This is a genomic window from Streptomyces sp. NPDC007991 (genome assembly GCF_042958445.1).
Lineage (GTDB): Bacteria > Actinomycetota > Actinomycetes > Streptomycetales > Streptomycetaceae > Streptomyces.
In genome coordinates, this window is record NZ_JBIBJD010000004.1 from 114080 (window position 1) to 128932 (window position 14853).

15 protein-coding genes are annotated in these 14853 nt (G+C 72.2%); 7 read left to right on the top strand and 8 right to left on the bottom strand.

From position 1 onward, the window contains the following. Window positions 1-60 precede the first annotated feature (60 nt). The 3 genes from ACFZDA_RS12200 to ACFZDA_RS12210 all read left to right on the top strand — a co-directional run bounded on the left by ACFZDA_RS12200 (window position 61) and on the right by ACFZDA_RS12210 (window position 2588). The gene (locus ACFZDA_RS12200) at window positions 61-522 is read left to right on the top strand and encodes a universal stress protein (protein ID WP_391078845.1); all 462 of its coding nucleotides are present in this window, start codon (window positions 61-63) and stop codon (window positions 520-522) included. Window positions 523-640: 118 nt separating this feature from the next. Then, window positions 641-1078, top strand: a complete 438-nt coding sequence (locus tag ACFZDA_RS12205; protein ID WP_391078848.1) for a pyridoxamine 5'-phosphate oxidase family protein — start codon at window positions 641-643, stop codon at window positions 1076-1078. 97 nt (window positions 1079-1175) lie between these two features. Continuing rightward, a complete protein-coding gene (locus tag ACFZDA_RS12210; RefSeq protein ID WP_391078851.1) occupies window positions 1176-2588 on the top strand; it encodes an amino acid permease in 1413 nt (470 codons plus the stop codon). A gap of 18 nt (window positions 2589-2606) precedes the next feature. On the opposite strand, the gene ACFZDA_RS12215 is transcribed toward ACFZDA_RS12210, so the two are convergent. Further along, window positions 2607-3761, bottom strand: coding sequence for a CapA family protein (locus ACFZDA_RS12215; protein WP_391078853.1), 1155 nt, complete (start codon window positions 3759-3761; stop codon window positions 2607-2609). A gap of 222 nt (window positions 3762-3983) precedes the next feature. On the opposite strand from ACFZDA_RS12215, the gene ACFZDA_RS12220 reads away from it, so the two are divergent. From ACFZDA_RS12220 to ACFZDA_RS12230, 3 genes are all read left to right on the top strand, one after another. Next, complete coding sequence (locus ACFZDA_RS12220; RefSeq protein WP_391078856.1) at window positions 3984-4529, top strand: sigma-70 family RNA polymerase sigma factor; 546 nt, start codon at window positions 3984-3986, stop codon at window positions 4527-4529. A gap of 151 nt (window positions 4530-4680) precedes the next feature. Next, window positions 4681-5193 carry a hypothetical protein gene (locus tag ACFZDA_RS12225; RefSeq protein WP_391078859.1) on the top strand — a complete coding sequence of 171 codons (513 nt, stop codon included), beginning with the start codon at window positions 4681-4683 and terminating at the stop codon, window positions 5191-5193. A 151-nt stretch (window positions 5194-5344) separates the two neighbouring features. After that, a complete protein-coding gene (locus tag ACFZDA_RS12230) occupies window positions 5345-5998 on the top strand; it encodes a zf-HC2 domain-containing protein (RefSeq protein ID WP_391078862.1) in 654 nt (217 codons plus the stop codon). Between the two features lie 30 nt (window positions 5999-6028). Here ACFZDA_RS12230 and ACFZDA_RS12235 read toward each other — a convergent pair whose 3' ends face one another. Further along, a complete protein-coding gene (locus ACFZDA_RS12235; protein WP_391078865.1) occupies window positions 6029-6892 on the bottom strand; it encodes a DNA-formamidopyrimidine glycosylase family protein in 864 nt (287 codons plus the stop codon). Between the two features lie 22 nt (window positions 6893-6914). Continuing rightward, window positions 6915-9002, bottom strand: a complete 2088-nt coding sequence (locus ACFZDA_RS12240) for a SpoIIE family protein phosphatase (protein ID WP_391078867.1) — start codon at window positions 9000-9002, stop codon at window positions 6915-6917. Window positions 9003-9160: 158 nt separating this feature from the next. On the opposite strand from ACFZDA_RS12240, the gene ACFZDA_RS12245 reads away from it, so the two are divergent. Further along, window positions 9161-10582, top strand: coding sequence for a lipase maturation factor family protein (locus tag ACFZDA_RS12245; RefSeq protein ID WP_391078869.1), 1422 nt, complete (start codon window positions 9161-9163; stop codon window positions 10580-10582). Here ACFZDA_RS12245 and ACFZDA_RS12250 read toward each other — a convergent pair. The 5 genes from ACFZDA_RS12250 to ACFZDA_RS12270 are packed head-to-tail and all read right to left on the bottom strand — an operon-like array spanning window position 10570 to window position 14822. Then, window positions 10570-11397 (bottom strand): amidohydrolase family protein, encoded by an 828-nt coding sequence (locus ACFZDA_RS12250; RefSeq protein ID WP_391078872.1) that lies wholly within the window; start codon window positions 11395-11397, stop codon window positions 10570-10572. The genes ACFZDA_RS12245 and ACFZDA_RS12250 overlap by 13 nt on opposite strands. Then, window positions 11394-11711: an L-rhamnose mutarotase gene (locus tag ACFZDA_RS12255; RefSeq protein ID WP_391078874.1), complete on the bottom strand. Its 318-nt coding sequence runs from the start codon at window positions 11709-11711 to the stop codon at window positions 11394-11396. Before ACFZDA_RS12255 ends, ACFZDA_RS12250 begins: the two co-directional genes overlap by 4 nt. Beyond that, on the bottom strand, window positions 11708-12730 hold the full coding sequence (locus ACFZDA_RS12260; protein WP_391078877.1) for an aldo/keto reductase: 1023 nt from the start codon (window positions 12728-12730) through the stop codon (window positions 11708-11710). Before ACFZDA_RS12260 ends, ACFZDA_RS12255 begins: the two co-directional genes overlap by 4 nt. Further along, window positions 12727-13482: an SDR family oxidoreductase gene (locus ACFZDA_RS12265; RefSeq protein ID WP_391078880.1), complete on the bottom strand. Its 756-nt coding sequence runs from the start codon at window positions 13480-13482 to the stop codon at window positions 12727-12729. Before ACFZDA_RS12265 ends, ACFZDA_RS12260 begins: the two co-directional genes overlap by 4 nt. Continuing rightward, on the bottom strand, window positions 13479-14822 hold the full coding sequence (locus ACFZDA_RS12270; protein ID WP_391078883.1) for an enolase C-terminal domain-like protein: 1344 nt from the start codon (window positions 14820-14822) through the stop codon (window positions 13479-13481). The genes ACFZDA_RS12265 and ACFZDA_RS12270 overlap by 4 nt, the downstream gene beginning before the upstream one ends. Between the last annotated feature and the right edge of the window lie 31 nt (window positions 14823-14853).

The window sequence follows — 14853 nt, forward strand, 5'->3', positions numbered from 1 at the left end:
CCCGCCCCTCGGGGACTCCCGCCGCAGGACCGTGGCTGTGGCCTCCGATAGCCTCGCGGCGTGACGGAAAAGCACTCCGCTCGGTTCGAACGGGGCACGGACGGGCCGAAGGTGATCGTGGTCGGGGTGGACGGCTCCGACTCGTCCTTGCGGGCCGCGGCCTATGCCGCCGGTCTGGCCCGCCGCCAGCACGCGCTGCTCGCCGTGGTGTACGTGCAGCCGGTGCTGGCGGCCGGCGCGGCGCTCGGGGCTCCGGTGGCCGAGACGACCGACGAGATCGCCGAGGACCTGGTGGCGTACATCCGGGACGCGGCCGAGCGGCTCAAGGGGATATTCGAGGTCCGCTGGGAGTTCCACACGTTCCGCGGCGACCCGTACGGCGGCCTGGTGAAGGCGGCGGACGAACTCAAGGCGGACGCGGTGGTCGTGGGCGCGTCCGAGCAGGCGGGCCACCGGATCGTCGGATCGGTGGCGGTGCGTCTGGTGAAGGCCGGGCGGTGGCCGGTGACGGTGGTGCCGTAGGCCTTGGCCTACGGACCGGGACTTAGGCCCTGTCGCCACATTCCCGCCTGCCCCGCGACGACAGGACCTAGGTCCCCGGTCGGAAGGCAGGAGGGCGCGAGTGCCCGATGATGCGGCGGTGACTTCTGACGCCTTCGACGTGGACGCCTTTCTGCGGCGGCCCCTCACCGCACGTCTCGCCACCAACGGGCCGACGGTCCGGCCTGTCTGGTTCCTGTGGGAGGAGGGCGCCTTCTGGGTGCTGACCGGCCCCTGGGCCCGCCTCTTCGACCGGGTGCGGGCCGATCCCGGGGTCGCGCTGGTGGTGGACGAGTGCGATCTGGCGACCGGGCTGGTCCGGCAGGTGATCGCGCGGGGCCGGGCCGATGTCGTGCCGTTCGATGTCGAGCGGGGCAGGCGCAAGCTGGTCCGCTATCTGGGCGCGGACGAGGAGCGGTGGGACGAGCGCTTCGTGCGCTACCTGTACGACGATCCCGCGCGGCGGGGGACGGTGTGGCTGCGGCTGGAGCCGGTGTCCCTGGTCGCACACGACCTGAGCTACGCCGTGGCCCCGTGAGGCGGCGGGGGTCTTGCGCGGTGTCTTCCGTCGGGGGGACGTCTGGGCCATCATGATCCGCCATCAGCCGTTTGCCGATCGCGAAGAGGTGAGGCGCATGGCCGGGCTCCGGATGGGACAAGGGATTCTCCGCCGCAAACCCATCGAGCAGATCGAGGAGACGGAAGTCGGCAAGGGCACCCAGCTGGAACGGTCCCTGGGGCTGTGGCAGCTGACCGCCATCGGGGTCGGCGGCATCATCGGCGCGGGCATCTTCACTCTCGCCGGAACCGTGGCCAACGGCACGGCGGGTCCGGCCGTGCTCGTCTCCTTCCTCGTCGCGGGCTTCGCGAGTGCCGCGGCCGCTCTGTCCTACGCCGAGTTCGCCGGACTCATCCCGAAGGCCGGTTCGGCCTACACCTACGGCTACGCGGTGCTCGGCGAGTTCGCGGGCTGGTTCATCGGCTGGGACCTGCTGCTGGAGTACACGGCGATCGTGGCGGTGGTCGCGATCGGCATCTCGGGCTACTTCAGCTTCCTGGTCGGCGAGATGGGCGCCGACCTGCCGGCCTGGATGCTGGGCGCGCCCGGCACCGGTGACGGGCACAGAGTCGATCTGTTCGCGGCACTGCTGTGCCTGCTCATCGCCTACCTGCTGACCCTCGGCATCAAGAACGCGGCCCGGTTCGAGACGGTCGTGGTGGTGCTGAAGGTCCTGGTCGTGCTGCTGGTGATCGGGGTCGGCGTGTTCCACATCGACACGGCGCACTACAACCCCTTCTTCCCGTACGGGGTCGGCGGGGCGTTCACGGGCGCGGCGACGGTGTTCTTCGCGGTGTTCGGCTACGACGCCATGTCGACGGCGGCCGAGGAGTCCAAGGACGCGCAGCGGCACATGCCGAAGGCGATCGTCTACTCGCTCGTCATCTCGATGGTGCTGTACGTGGCGGCCTGTCTGGTGCTGACGGGCATGCAGGACTACAAGGACATCGACAAGGAGAGCGGCTTCTCGACGGCGTTCAAGTCGGTGGGGCTGAGCGGTCTCGCGGACGTCATCGCGGTGGGCGCGATCATCGGCATTCTCACGGTGATGTTCACGTTCATGCTGGGCGTCACCCGGGTGTGGTTCTCCATGTCCCGGGACGGGCTGCTGCCCAAGTGGTTCGCGAAGACGCACCCCACGCGGCACGTGCCCACGCGGGTCACCTGGATCGTGGGGGTCGCGTCGGCCGTCATCGCCGGTTTCCTGCCGATCGGCGAGGCGGCAGAGCTGACCAACATCGGCATCCTGCTGGCGTTCGTGGTGGTGTGCGCGGCGGTGATCGTGCTGCGCTACCGGCAGCCGGACCTGCCGCGCACGTTCCGTACGCCGTGGATGCCGGTGGTGCCGGCGCTGGGCATCGTCTTCTCGGTCTGGCTGATCACCTTCCTGCAGTGGCAGACGTGGGTGCGGTTCGCCGTCTGGTTCGCGATCGGGCTGGTGATCTACTTCGGGTACTCCTACCGGCGCTCGGAGCTGGCGCGGCGCTGACCGGGCGGCCGCTCCGGCCTACTCCCCCATCACCAGGCCGTCCCCGGCCGCGCCCCGGCTGAGCACGATGTCGCGGATGCGGTCGCGGACGGCCTGGACGCCGGCGCCCTCGGCGATCGCCCGGTTGAGGTTGACGACCCGGCCGGCGTCGACGTCGAACCACTGCGGGACGAACTCGGCCTTCGTCACCTGCCAGCGGCCGCCCGGCCGTGCGGGCGGGGCGAAGGTGAAGCGGCCGAGGGTGGACTGGTTGCCGCGCGGGTCCTTGGCGCCCTGGTGGTTGGTCATCTCGCCGGCGATCTGGTCGCCCATGCCGTAGATGACCCAGGTGCCGTTGACCTTCTCGTAGGCCTGCGGGACGTGCGCGTGGGTGCCGAGGATCAGGTCGATGTCGGGGCGGCCCCCGCTGCGCGCGGCGGTGAGGCCGCGGGCCAGGGTCAGCTGCCGTTCGTCGGGGTCGTCCTGCCATTCGGTGCCCCAGTGCAGGGAGACCACGACCACGTCGGCGCCCGCCCGGCGCGCGGTCCGGGCGTCCGCGAGGATCTGGGCCTCGTCGATGAGGTTCACGGCCCAGGGCTGCCCGTCGGGGAGCGGGATGCCGTTGGTGTCGTAGGTGTAGGCGAGGTGGGCGACCTTGGCCGGCCCGGCCTGGAGGACCGTCACCGTGCGGGCCTCCTCCTGGTTGCGGGCCGAGCCGGCGTGCCGGACGCCGGCGCGGTCGAGGGCGTCGAGGGTGCGGCGGATGCCGTCGGCGCCGTCGTCGAGGGTGTGGTTGGAGGCGGTGGAGCAGCCGTCGTAGCCGGTGGTGGCGAGGGCCGGGGCGACCTCGGGCGGGGACTTGAAGGTGGGGTAGCCGGTGTAGTCGCCGTTCGCGCCGTACACGGTCTCCATGTGGCACAGGGCCACGTCGGCGCGGGAGACGACGGAGCGGATCCCCGCGAGCATCGGACGGAAGTCGTAGCCGGTGCCGCCGGCGTCGAAGCGGGCCCGGTCGATGATCGAGCTGTGCGGGAGGACGTCGCCGGAGGCGACCAGTGTGAAGCCGCGTGGTGCGGCCACGGACGGTGCCGGGCGTCCGTGGCCGGCCGGTTCGTGGCTGCGGGCCTGGCAGGCGGCCCCCGCGGCGAGGGCGACGGTCAGGGCCAGGGCCACCTGTCGACTGCGTGCGATCATCCGTTCACCCCACTGTGGGCGTTGTGGTCGTATTTACACACAAACAGGAAAGGAGGTGCACAACGCCCCACGCGGCTCCGACACGCTCTTCCGACCGTCCGGCACCCACATGGCCGGGCGGCGTGACCGTTCGTCGAACCGTTCGTCGACGCGATCGACCGTCCGCCGCACAGGCGAGTACGTGCCCTGTCCCCCGGCCGCGCCCTGCGGTGGCATACGGCCATGACGGCCGGATCCACTCTCACGAACAGGACGACCGCCGAGCACGAGCTCGCCGCACTGCAGCGGGAGCACGGCCGGCCCCTCTTCGCGCTCCTGCTCCGGCTCTGCGACGGCGACCGGCAGCGCGCGGAGGACCTGGTGCAGGAGACGCTGGTGCGTGCCTGGCAGCACCCCGAGGCCCTGCGCGCCGACGACTTCGACTCCGTACGGCCCTGGCTGATGACCGTCGGGCGGCGGCTCGCGATCGACGCCCGGCGGGCCCGGCAGGCGCGCCCGGCCGAGGTCGGCGACGCCGTGCTGGAGAACGCGCGGGTCATCTCCGACCACGCCGAGCGGGCCGCGGCGATGCTCGATGTCCGCCAGGCTGTGAAGACACTCACTCCGGAACACCGTGAAGTCCTGGTGCTCGTGTACTTCCAGGGGGCGAGTGTGGCGGAAGCCGCGGCGACCCTCGGGATCCCGCCCGGTACCGTGAAGTCCCGCGCGTACTACGCGCTGCGCGCCCTGCGCCGGGTGCTTCCGGGATACGCCGCCGACCTGCGCTGAAACCAACGTCCGAGTCAAGCCTCCGTAAAGCGCCTTGCTGAGGACCCCGGTTGAGTAATCGGCTGTTCCCATCCGTGTTCCGGAGGGGGCATCCAGCGCCCCGGGGCCCGGTGTCGGGCGACGCGCACGTACCGGAGGAAGGCAGGAAGGGATGCTGCACAGAAGCGAAGAGGGCACGGACGGCGCCGGCGGTGAACTGACCGTCCCCATGGCGTGGTTGTATGCCGAGTACATCGCCGACGAACTGCTGCGGACCGGCGATCTGATGCCGCCGACGTCCTTCGAGTTCCGCGCGGGGCGGGACGCACTCGCACTGACCATCTTCCTCTCCGACACCGAGGGAGAGCTCTCCGGCATCCGGGTCGTCACGCAGTTGGAGACGTGGCTGTCACTGACGGCGTACGACCAGCCGTGGCAGGAGTGGGTGCGCGAGCGGCTGGCCGAGCTCACCGCCGCGTCCGCGGAGTCGGGCCGGCCCGCGCCGGACCTGGATCTGGCGGAGCAGGCCTGGCGCTGGCTCCAGGAGACGGAGCTGCTCGCGCCCGACCTGAACGCGGTGCCGGGCGGCGCTCCGGTGGTCGGGGAGGACGAGGGACCGAAGGTCTGGACGCCCGCCTGGCAGCTCGGACTGCCGCTGGGGCACCTCGCCATCCACCTGTTTTAGATTTCTGCGGCCGCGGACCAATCCGCGGGCCGGAGGGCTCCGAATCCTTTGGTTGCGATTGTGTCACCGGCTTGAGTGATTCCGCTGCCTGGTCCGTACCGGTGGGAGCAAGGAGTAACCCCACCCGCACCCAACGGCACGAGGATTCGGCATGAGGTCCCTGGAAAGGCATCGCGACGTCGGCGCCTACGCGCTCGGCGTGCTGGACGAGGCGGAGGCCTTCCGCTTCGAGGACCACCTCATGGAGTGCCCTCGGTGCGCCGCTGAGGTGACGGAATTCGGCCCGACGACACGGCAGTTGATGCTGTACCGGCGGGCGACGCCACGGTTCGTGCACCCGATGGCGCAGCCCGGGCCGCGCATGCTGGACCGCCTGCTGGCCGAGGTGGCGGCCCGGCGCCGGGCCGGTCGCCGGCGCATGCTGTTCGGCCTGGCCGCGTCGGTGGCGCTCGCCGTCTCGGTACCCGGCCTCGCGATGATGGCGCGGGGCGGCGCCGAGGAGCCGGTGCGGATCGCGGCGACCGACGCGCGGTCGGGTGTCTGGGCCCAGGTCACGGTGGAGGACAAGGCCTCGGGCAGCCAGGTCGAACTGAAGGTGAAGGACGCCGCCGGTCCCCGCCCGTGCCACCTCGTCATCGTCGGCCGTGACGGCACCGAGGAGACCGCGACCAGCTGGCACGGGCCCGGGCACGACGACCGGCCCAGCACGATGATGGCCAGCTCCTCCAAGCATCCCGACGAGACCGCCCGCTACGAGGTCCGCTCGGCGTCCGGAGAGGTCCTGGTCAGGCTCCAGCCGCAGTAGGCCGGTCCGAGCGCAAAGGGCGGGAACGGGTCACTTCAGCAGCCGGGACATCCTGCGGTCCGCCAGCGGCTTGCCGCCCGTCTGGCAGGTCGGGCAGTACTGGAGCGAGGAGTCGCTGAAGGACACCTCCCGGATGGTGTCGCCGCACACCGGGCAGGGCTCGCCGGTGCGGCCGTGCACGCGCAGCCCGCTCTTCTTCTCGGCCTTCAGCCGGCCGGCCGCCACACCCCGGGAGCGTTCGACCGCCTCGGTGAGCGTGTCGCGCAGGGCCGCGTACAGCCGCCCGGTCTCCTCCTCGCTCAGGGACGCGGCCAGCTTGAAGGGCGACATCTTCGCCGCGTGCAGGATCTCGTCGCTGTAGGCGTTGCCCACGCCCGCGATCAGGCCCTGGTCGCGCAGCGCGCCCTTGAGCCGCCGCCGCTCACCGGCCAGCAGCTCCGCGAGGCGCCGCTCGTCGAAGTCGTCGGCCAGCGGGTCCGGGCCGAGCCGGGCGACGCCCGGGACCTCCTGCGGGTCCGCCACGACGTACACCGCGAGCCGCTTCTGGGTGCCGGCCTCGGTCAGGTCGAACCCGGCGCCGGTCTCCAGGGCCACGCGCAGCGCGAGAGGGCCCTTGCCGGGGCGGGGCGGGCCGTCGGGGAGGCGGTCCTTCCAGTGCAGCCAGCCGGCGCGGGCCAGATGCGTCACGAAGTGCGGGCCGCCGGCGGTCGCGAGGTCGAGGAACTTGCCGTACCGGCGCACGGCCGCGACCTCGTGTCCCTCCAGCGCGGACAGGGGCGGGTCGTAGGTCTTCAGGACGCTGATCGCGACGGGCAGCACCCGTACGATCTCGTGGCCGACGAGATGCTCGGTGAGGAAGTCCTTGAGCGCCTCGACCTCGGGGAGTTCCGGCATGAGACCAGAGTGCCACGCGGGGTCAGTCCTGGCCGGGCACCACGAACTCGCACCACACGGCCTTGCCGCCGCCGCGCGCCTCCACGCCCCACACGTCGGTGAGCAGCTCGACCAGCAGCAGGCCCCGGCCGGAGACGCCCGACTCGCCCGCCTCACGGCGGCGTGGCAGGGCACTGGAGGAGTCCTCGACCTCGACCCGCAGCCGGCGCTCGGAGCCGGTGAGGGCCCGCAGGGTGACGATCGCGGAGCCCTCCGTGTGCATCAGGGCGTTGGTGATCAGCTCGTCGGCGACGAGTTCGATGTCGTCGGCGCGCTCCCGGTCTCCCCAGACGCCGACCGCGGTGCGGATCATGTGCCGGGCCTCGGCCAGGGCCGCCGGGTCGCCGGGGGCGACGTGCCGCTGGAGCCGCTGGCCGGACCCCGGGGTGTCGGGGCCTCGCCGGCGCAGCAGGAGCAGTGCCACGTCGTCGTCGCCGCCGCGTTCGGCGGCCACGTCGATGAGCCGGTCGGCGAGGTCCCGCACGTCGTCGGGGCCGGTGGCGACGAGTGCGGTGAGGGTGCGCATGCCGTCGTCGAGGTCGGCGCCGGGCTGCTCCACCAGGCCGTCGGTGCACAGCAGCAGGGTCTCGTCCGGGTCCAGCTCCACGGTGCTCACCGGGTAGTCGAGGCGGCCGAACTCGGCGGACAGGCCGAGCGGCAGGCCGCCCGGGACGGTGACGCGGCGGCAGGAGCCGTCGGTGTGCCGCACGAGCGGGTCGATATGGCCGGCCCGGACCATCTGGAGGACGCCGGTGGACAGGTCGGCCTCCGCGTAGAGGCAGGTCGCGGAGCGGTCGGTGTCGAGTTCGTGCAGGAAGACGGAGGCGCGGGCCATCACGGTCGCCGGTGTGTGCCCCTCGGCGGCGTAGGCGCGCAGCACGATGCGCAGCTGGCCCATGACGGCCGCCGCGTGCGTGTCGTGGCCCTGGACGTCGCCGATGACGGCGCCGACCCGGCCGCCGGGCAGCGGGATCAGGTCGTACCAGTCGCCGCCGATGTCCCGGCCGACGGAGCCGCCGAGGGTGGCGGCGCGGTAGCGGACGGCGACGTCCGCCCCGGGCACGCTCGGGATGGTCCGGGGCAGCATGGCCTGCTGGAGGCCCTGCGCCAGGTCCATCTCCTGCTCGTAGAACATGGCCCGCTGCAGGCTCTGCGCGATGCTGCTGCCGAGGGCGACGAGGATGTTGCGTTCCTCGGGGGTGAAGCCGCGCCGGTCGTTGTAGAGCAGGCCCATCGCGCCGATCGGCCGTGCCTGGACGATGAGCGGCAGATAGGCGGCCGAGGTGATGTTCAGGTCGGTGATGTGCGGCCAGAGGATCGGGTAGCGCTCGGCGAACTCCTCCGGCGACTCGATGAAGCAGGGGCCGAGGGTCCGTACGGCCTCGCTCATCGGGTAGGGCTCGTCGATCCGGGTGACGCGGGTGCCGGGCACGAAGCTGTCCGAGGGGCCCTCGGCGACCAGGCGGATGCGGCCGGCCTCTACCAGGCCCATGACGAGGCTGGTGGCGCCGAGGTGGGTGAGGCCGTGGGTGTCCTTGAGGACGTCGATGACGTCCTGGACGGTGCGGGCGTGGGCGAGGGCGGCCGTGGTGAGTTCGACGACGCTGGTCTGCTGCCGGCGGGCCTCGTCCTTGGCGGCCTCGTCGCTGCGGGCGTCGCTCTCGGCGAGTTCCCGGGTGGCGTCCCGGACGATGCCGATGATGCGGCGGGGCCGTCCGGTGTCGTCGCGGCGGATGCATGCCTGGGTGTGGGTCCAGCGCAGGGAGCCGTCGCGGCGGCGGACACGGAAGTAGGCGCCGTAGTTCTCGCTGCCGTCCTTCATGGCCTGGGAGACCGCGGTGTCCAGGCGCCGGGACTCATCGGGCGGGACACGCTTGGCGAGCGTCTCGGGGTGGTCGTCGTACTCGTCGGGACGCATGTCGAAGATGTCGTGGGCCTGGGCGTCCATGTGCATCAGGCCGGTGTCCAGATCCCAGTCGAAGCAGCCCATCCGGTTGAGCGCGAGGATCGGCTCCGGCTGGGCGGGCCAGTCGTCCGGGAGGGACAGGGCGCTCGCTCCCCGATCAGCCATGGGCCCACCTTGCCAGGATTCGTCCGATTCTTCGACCGGATGTGCTGAGTTTACGGGCCGCTATGGTGTGCTCCACTCACTCGGGTTACGCAACCGGAGCGGTGGTACACGGAGCGTGAGCCCAGGATCCGGCGCCGCACTGGGAGGAACGCACGGCCGTGGACTGGTTCACCGCATCCGACTACTGGCTGAGCCGGCTGGTCTTCCAGCGGGCGCTGGCCGCCGCGTACCTGGTCGCGTTCCTGACGGCGGCGCTGCAGTTCCGCGCGCTGCTCGGGGAACGCGGCATGCTGCCGGTGCCGCGGTTCGTCGAGCGGGTGCCGTTCAAGGGAGCGCCGAGCCTGTTCCAGCTGCACTACTCGGACCGCTTCTTCGCCGGCTGCGCGTGGGCGGGCTGCGCGGTGTCGGCGGCGCTGCTGGCCGGGCTCGACTCAGCTCTGCCCCTGTGGGGCGGCATGCTGCTGTGGCTGGTGCCGTGGGCGCTGTACCTGTCGATCGTCAACGTCGGGCAGACCTGGTACTCGTTCGGCTGGGAGTCGCTGCTGCTGGAGGTCGGCTTCCTCGCCGTGTTCCTCGGCAACGACGAGGTGGCGCCGCCCGTCGTCGTGCTGTTCCTGCTGCGGTGGATCCTGTTCCGCGTGGAGTTCGGCGCGGGGCTGATCAAGATGCGCGGCGACGAGTGCTGGCGGAAGCTGACGTGCCTGGACCACCATCACGAGACGCAGCCCATGCCGGGCCCGCTGAGCTGGTTCTTCCACCATCTGCCCCGGCCCCTGCACCGGGCCGAGGTGGCCGCGAACCACGTCACGCAACTCGTCGTGCCCTTCGCGCTGTTCACCCCGCAGCCGGTCGCCTCGGCCGCCGCCGCGCTGATGATCGTCACCCAGTTGTGGCTGGTGCTGTCGGGCAACTTCTCCTGGCTGAACTGGATCACGATCGTGCTGGCCCTGTCGGCGGTGCGGTTCCCGGCCGATCCGCCGTCGGTGCCCGGCGCGCCGCTCTGGTACGAGGTCGTGGTCCTCGTGGTCGCCGCGCTGCTGGTGGGGCTCAGCTACCAGCCCGTCCGCAACATGATCTCCCGCCGTCAGATCATGAACCGCTCCTTCGACCCGCTCCACCTGGTCAACACCTACGGCGCGTTCGGCAGCGTCAGCCGGGTCCGCTACGAGGTGGTCGTCGAGGGTACGGCCGACGACGTCCCCCGCGAGGACTCCGACTGGCGGGAGTACGAGTTCAAGGGCAAGCCCGGTGATCCCGGGCGCTGGCCGCGCCAGTTCGCGCCGTACCATCTGCGCCTCGACTGGATGATGTGGTTCGCGGCCCTCTCCCCCGCGTACGCCGGGGCGTGGTTCGGCGCCCTGGTGGAGCGGCTGCTGGAGAACGACCGCGACACGCTGAAACTGCTGCGCCGCTGCCCGTTCCCGCCCGACGCGCCGCCCCGGTTCGTCCGCGCCCGCCTCTTCCGCTACCGGTACACGACCTGGCGTGAGCTGCGGGAGACGGGCGCGTGCTGGGAACGGACGTACGTACGGGAGTATCTGCCGCCGACGCGGCTGACCGGGGTGGCTCAGAGGTCGTAGACGCGGGTGGCGGTGGCCCCGAAGATCTGTTCGTGTTCGGACGGGCCGGTCAGCCGGCGTGCGGTGTCGAGCACCTCTGTGTAGGTGGCCGCGAGGGTGCACACCGGCCAGTCCGAGCCGAACATCAGACGGTCCGGGCCGAACGCCTCCAGCACGACGTCGGCGTACGGGCGCAGGTCGTCGATCGTCCAGGACGCGAGGTCGGCTTCGGTGACCATGCCGGAGAGCTTGCAGACCGTGTTGGGCAGCGCCGCGAGGGCGCGGAGGCCGGACGCCCAGGGTTCGAGGGCGCCGGAGGCGATGGGCGGCTTGCCCAAGTGGTCCAGGACGAAGGTGAGGCGCGGCAGGGACGCGGCCGCCTTGGTGCAGGCCGGGAGCTGGTGGGGCAGCACGACCAGGTCGTACACCAGCCCCGCGTCGGCCACGGCGGCCAGGCCCCGGCCCACGTCCGGACGCAGCAGCCACTGCGGATCCGGCTCGCCCTGGACCTGGTGCCGGATGCCCTTGAGGTAGCGCCCGCCGGGCAGTTCGCGCAGCCGGGCCAGCTCGTCGGCCACGTCGGGGCGGGTGAGGTCGGTCCAGCCGACGACCCCGGCGATCAGCTCGTGTTCGCCGGCCAGGGCGAGGAACTCCGGAGTCTCCTCGGGCACGGTGACGGTCTGGACCAGGACGGTGCGGTCGACGCCCGCCGCACGCGCCTCGGGTGCGAGGTCCGCCACCGTGAAATCCCGCCGGATCGGGCTGCCCCGCGCGATCCAGTCCTGGTCCCGCACGGACAGGTCCCAGACGTGGTGGTGGGCGTCGACGACGGTCATGACGGCAGCTCCCAGACGACGGGCAGGCCGGCGTCCGCGCCCTCGCCCGAGTAGTCGTGCACCACGTCCAGCAGTTCGGCCATGCGGGCCTGCCAGGCGACGTTGACCGGCAGTTTCTCCAGCTCGGCGAGGAGGCGGGCGTAGTCCTGGCACTCCAGGACGTGGAACAGGTCGGTGCCGCTGCGCCAGATCGTCCAGGAGGTGGCGCCGGCGGCGCGGATGGCGTCGGTGAGTTCCTCGGGCACCTCGCGGTGGGCGGCCTCGTAGTCGGCGACGCGGTCGGCACGGACCTTGGTGTGCAGGGCGACTCTCATGACGGCTCCTTGGCAGAGGCCTGGGACGGCGCCTTGGACGGTTCCTCGCCGGGGACGGGGGCGTCGGCGGGCAGCAGGCCTTTGGCGCGCAGCTCCTGCCAGAACGCGGCGGGCACCCGGGCGGCGAACTGGTGGGCGCAGTCGCGCACTTCGTGTGCCGAGCGGACCCCGACGAGGACGCTGGCGACGGCCGGGTGGGCGGCGCAGAAGGCCAGGGCGGCGGCGCGCAGCGTGGTGCCGTGGCGGTGCGTGACGGACTTCAGGCGCAGGGCCCGCTGGACCAGGTCGGAGGGTGCGACCGTGTAGTTGTACTTCGCGCCCGGCTGCGGGTTGGCCAGCAGGCCGGAGTTGAAGGCGCCGCCGATGACGACGGACGTGCCGCGTTCCCGGGCCGTTGGCAGCAGGCCGGTGAGGGCGCTCTGGTCCAGCAGGGTGTAGCGGCCGGCGCACAGCACCACGTCGACGTCGGTGTCGCGGACGAAGCGGGTGAGCATCTCCGCCTGGTTCATCCCGGCGCCGATCGCCCCGACCACGCCCTGCGAGCGGAGACTTTCCAGGGCCGGGTAGCCCTCGCGGAAGGCCCACTCGGCGTGCTCGTCCGGGTCGTGGAGGTAGACGATGTCGACCCGGTCCAGGCCGAGGCGCTCCAGGCTGGACTCCAGGGTCCGGCGGATGCCGTCGGCGCTGAAGTCCCAGACGCGGCGGTGGGTGGCGGGCACGGCGAAGCCGTCGGCGAGGTCGTCGCCGGTGCCGTCCGCGGGCTCCAGGCGGCGGCCCACCTTGGTGGAGATCGTGTACTGCTCGCGGGGGCGCTCGCGCAGGGCGGCGCCGAGGCGGCGTTCGGACAGGCCGAGGCCGTAGTGCGGGGCGGTGTCGAAGTAGCGGATGCCCCGCTGCCAGGCGGCCTCCACGGCCTCGTGGGCCTGCTCCTCGCCGACCTCGGTGTACAGGTTGCCGATCGCGGCCGCGCCGAAGGACAGGGCGCTGACCTCGACGCCGCTGCGGCCGAGCCGGTTCACCGGGTCACCGGCCGCAGCCGCAGGCCCTGCATGCCGCCGTCGACGGCGAGCGAGGTGCCCGTGGTGGCGCCGGACAGGGGGCTCGCCAGGTAGGCGATGGCGCCCGCGACCTCGCCGGCGCCGACCAGGCGGCCGGTGGGCTGGCGGGCCTGAAGGGCGGCGCGTTCGGCGGCCGGGTCGGGCGCCGCGTCGAGGAGGCGGCCGACCCAGGGGGTGTCGACCGTGCCCGGGTTGACGCAGTTGACGCGGATGCCCTCGCGGACGTGGTCGGCGGCCATCGCGAGGGTCAGCGAGTACACGGCGCCCTTGGTGGCGCTGTACAGGGCGCGTTGCGGCAGGCCCGCGGTGGCCGCGATGGAGCAGGTGTTGACGATCGCCGCGTGCGCGGAGGCGCGCAGGTGGGGCAGGCAGGCGCGGGTGGTGCGGACCATGCCGACGACGTTGACGTCGTAGACGCGGTGCCAGTCGTCGTCGGAGTTGTCCTCGACGGTGCCCTGGGCGCCGATGCCCGCGTTGTTGACCAGGACGTCCAGCCCGCCGAGGTCGGCGACCGCCGCCGCGACGGCCTCGCGCACGGACGCGTCGTCCGCGACGTCCGCGCGGTAGGCCAGCAGGGGCTTGTCGACCTGCGACGGGTCCAGGTCGAGGACGGCGACCTGGGCGCCGCGCTCGGCCAGGAGGTCCGCGGTCGCCCGGCCGATGCCGGAGGCGCCGCCCGTCACCAGGGCCCTGATGCCCTCGAAGTCGCTCATGCAGCCCGACCCTTCTTCTGCTCGTCGAGGTCGGCGGCCCAGAACTCGCCGCCCGGGTAGGTGTACCGCGCCAGCGACTCGGGCCGCATGGCGGCCGAGAAGCCCGGCGCGGTGGGTGCCGTGTAATGACCTTCTCTGATGACGACCGGGTCGAGGAAGTGGTCGTGCAGATGGTCGACGTATTCGATGACGCGGTCCTCGGTGGTTCCGGTCAGGGCCACGTAGTCGAACATCGACAGGTGCTGGACGAGTTCGCACAGTCCGACACCGCCCGCGTGCGGGCAGACGGGGACGCCGAACTTGGCCGCGAGCAGCAGGATCGCCAGGTTCTCGGGGACGCCGCCGACGCGGGCCGCGTCGATCTGGAGGACGTCGAGCGCCCCGGCCTGGAGGAGCTGTTTGAAGACGATCCGGTTGTGCACGTGCTCGCCGGTGGCGACCTTCACGGGGGCGACGGCGCGGCGGATCGCGGCGTGGCCGAGGATGTCGTCGGGGCTGGTGGGTTCCTCGATCCAGTAGGGGTCGAACTCGGCGAGGGCCTTGGTCCAGCGGATCGCCTCGTCGACGTCCCAGCGCTGGTTGGCGTCGACGGCCATGCGGACGTCCGGGCCGATGACGGACCGGGCCACGCGGCAGCGGCGGATGTCGTCGTCGAGGTCGGCGCCGACCTTGAGCTTGATCTGCCGGAAGCCGTCGGCGACGGCCCGGTCCGCGAGCCGCGTGAGTTTCTCGTCGTCGTAGCCGAGCCAGCCGGGGGAGGTGGTGTAGGCGGGGTAGCCGCGCTCCAGCAGCCGGGCCGTGCGCTGCTCGGCGCCCTGTCTGCCCCGGCGCAGCAGGGCCAGGGCCTCCTCGGGGGTGAGGGCGTCGGTGAGGTAGCGGAAGTCGACCTGGCGGACCAGCCATGCGGGGTCGGCCTCGGCGAGCAGCCGCCACAGCGGCAGGCCGGCACGCTTGGCGGCCAGGTCCCACACGGCGTTGACGACCGCGCCGATCGCCATGTGCATCACGCCCTTCTCGGGGCCGAGCCAGCGCAGCTGGCTGTCACCGATCAGGTCGCGGTTCAGGGTGGACGGGTCGGCGCACAGGTCGTCGACGGAGCGGTCGACGAGGTGTCCGCGCAGCGCGTCGATCGCGGCGACCTGCACCTCGTTGCCCCGCCCGATGGTGAAGGCGAATCCGTGCCCCTCGTGCCCGTCGGCCGCGTCCGTGCGCAGGACGACGTAGGCCGCCGAGTAGTCGGGGTCCGGGTTCATCGCGTCGGAGCCGTCGAGCTCGCGCGAGGTGGGGAAGCGGATGTCGTGGGTGTCGACCGCGATGATGCGGGCGGGCGTCGGGGACACGGAGGACCTTTCGGGTCGGTTGCGGAGGCGG

Excerpts from the sequence above, each read along its gene's own strand:
- ACFZDA_RS12210 (WP_391078851.1), top strand. The coding sequence starts at position 1,176 with ATGGCCGGGCTCCGGATGGGACAAGGGATTCTCCGCCGCAAACCCATC.
- ACFZDA_RS12215 (WP_391078853.1), bottom strand. The coding sequence starts at position 3,761 with ATGATCGCACGCAGTCGACAGGTGGCCCTGGCCCTGACCGTCGCCCTC.
- ACFZDA_RS12220 (WP_391078856.1), top strand. The coding sequence starts at position 3,984 with ATGACGGCCGGATCCACTCTCACGAACAGGACGACCGCCGAGCACGAG.
- ACFZDA_RS12225 (WP_391078859.1), top strand. The coding sequence starts at position 4,681 with ATGCTGCACAGAAGCGAAGAGGGCACGGACGGCGCCGGCGGTGAACTG.
- ACFZDA_RS12230 (WP_391078862.1), top strand. The coding sequence starts at position 5,345 with ATGAGGTCCCTGGAAAGGCATCGCGACGTCGGCGCCTACGCGCTCGGC.
- ACFZDA_RS12235 (WP_391078865.1), bottom strand. The coding sequence starts at position 6,892 with ATGCCGGAACTCCCCGAGGTCGAGGCGCTCAAGGACTTCCTCACCGAG.
- ACFZDA_RS12240 (WP_391078867.1), bottom strand. The coding sequence starts at position 9,002 with ATGGCTGATCGGGGAGCGAGCGCCCTGTCCCTCCCGGACGACTGGCCC.
- ACFZDA_RS12250 (WP_391078872.1), bottom strand. The coding sequence starts at position 11,397 with ATGACCGTCGTCGACGCCCACCACCACGTCTGGGACCTGTCCGTGCGG.
- ACFZDA_RS12255 (WP_391078874.1), bottom strand. The coding sequence starts at position 11,711 with ATGAGAGTCGCCCTGCACACCAAGGTCCGTGCCGACCGCGTCGCCGAC.
- ACFZDA_RS12265 (WP_391078880.1), bottom strand. The coding sequence starts at position 13,482 with ATGAGCGACTTCGAGGGCATCAGGGCCCTGGTGACGGGCGGCGCCTCC.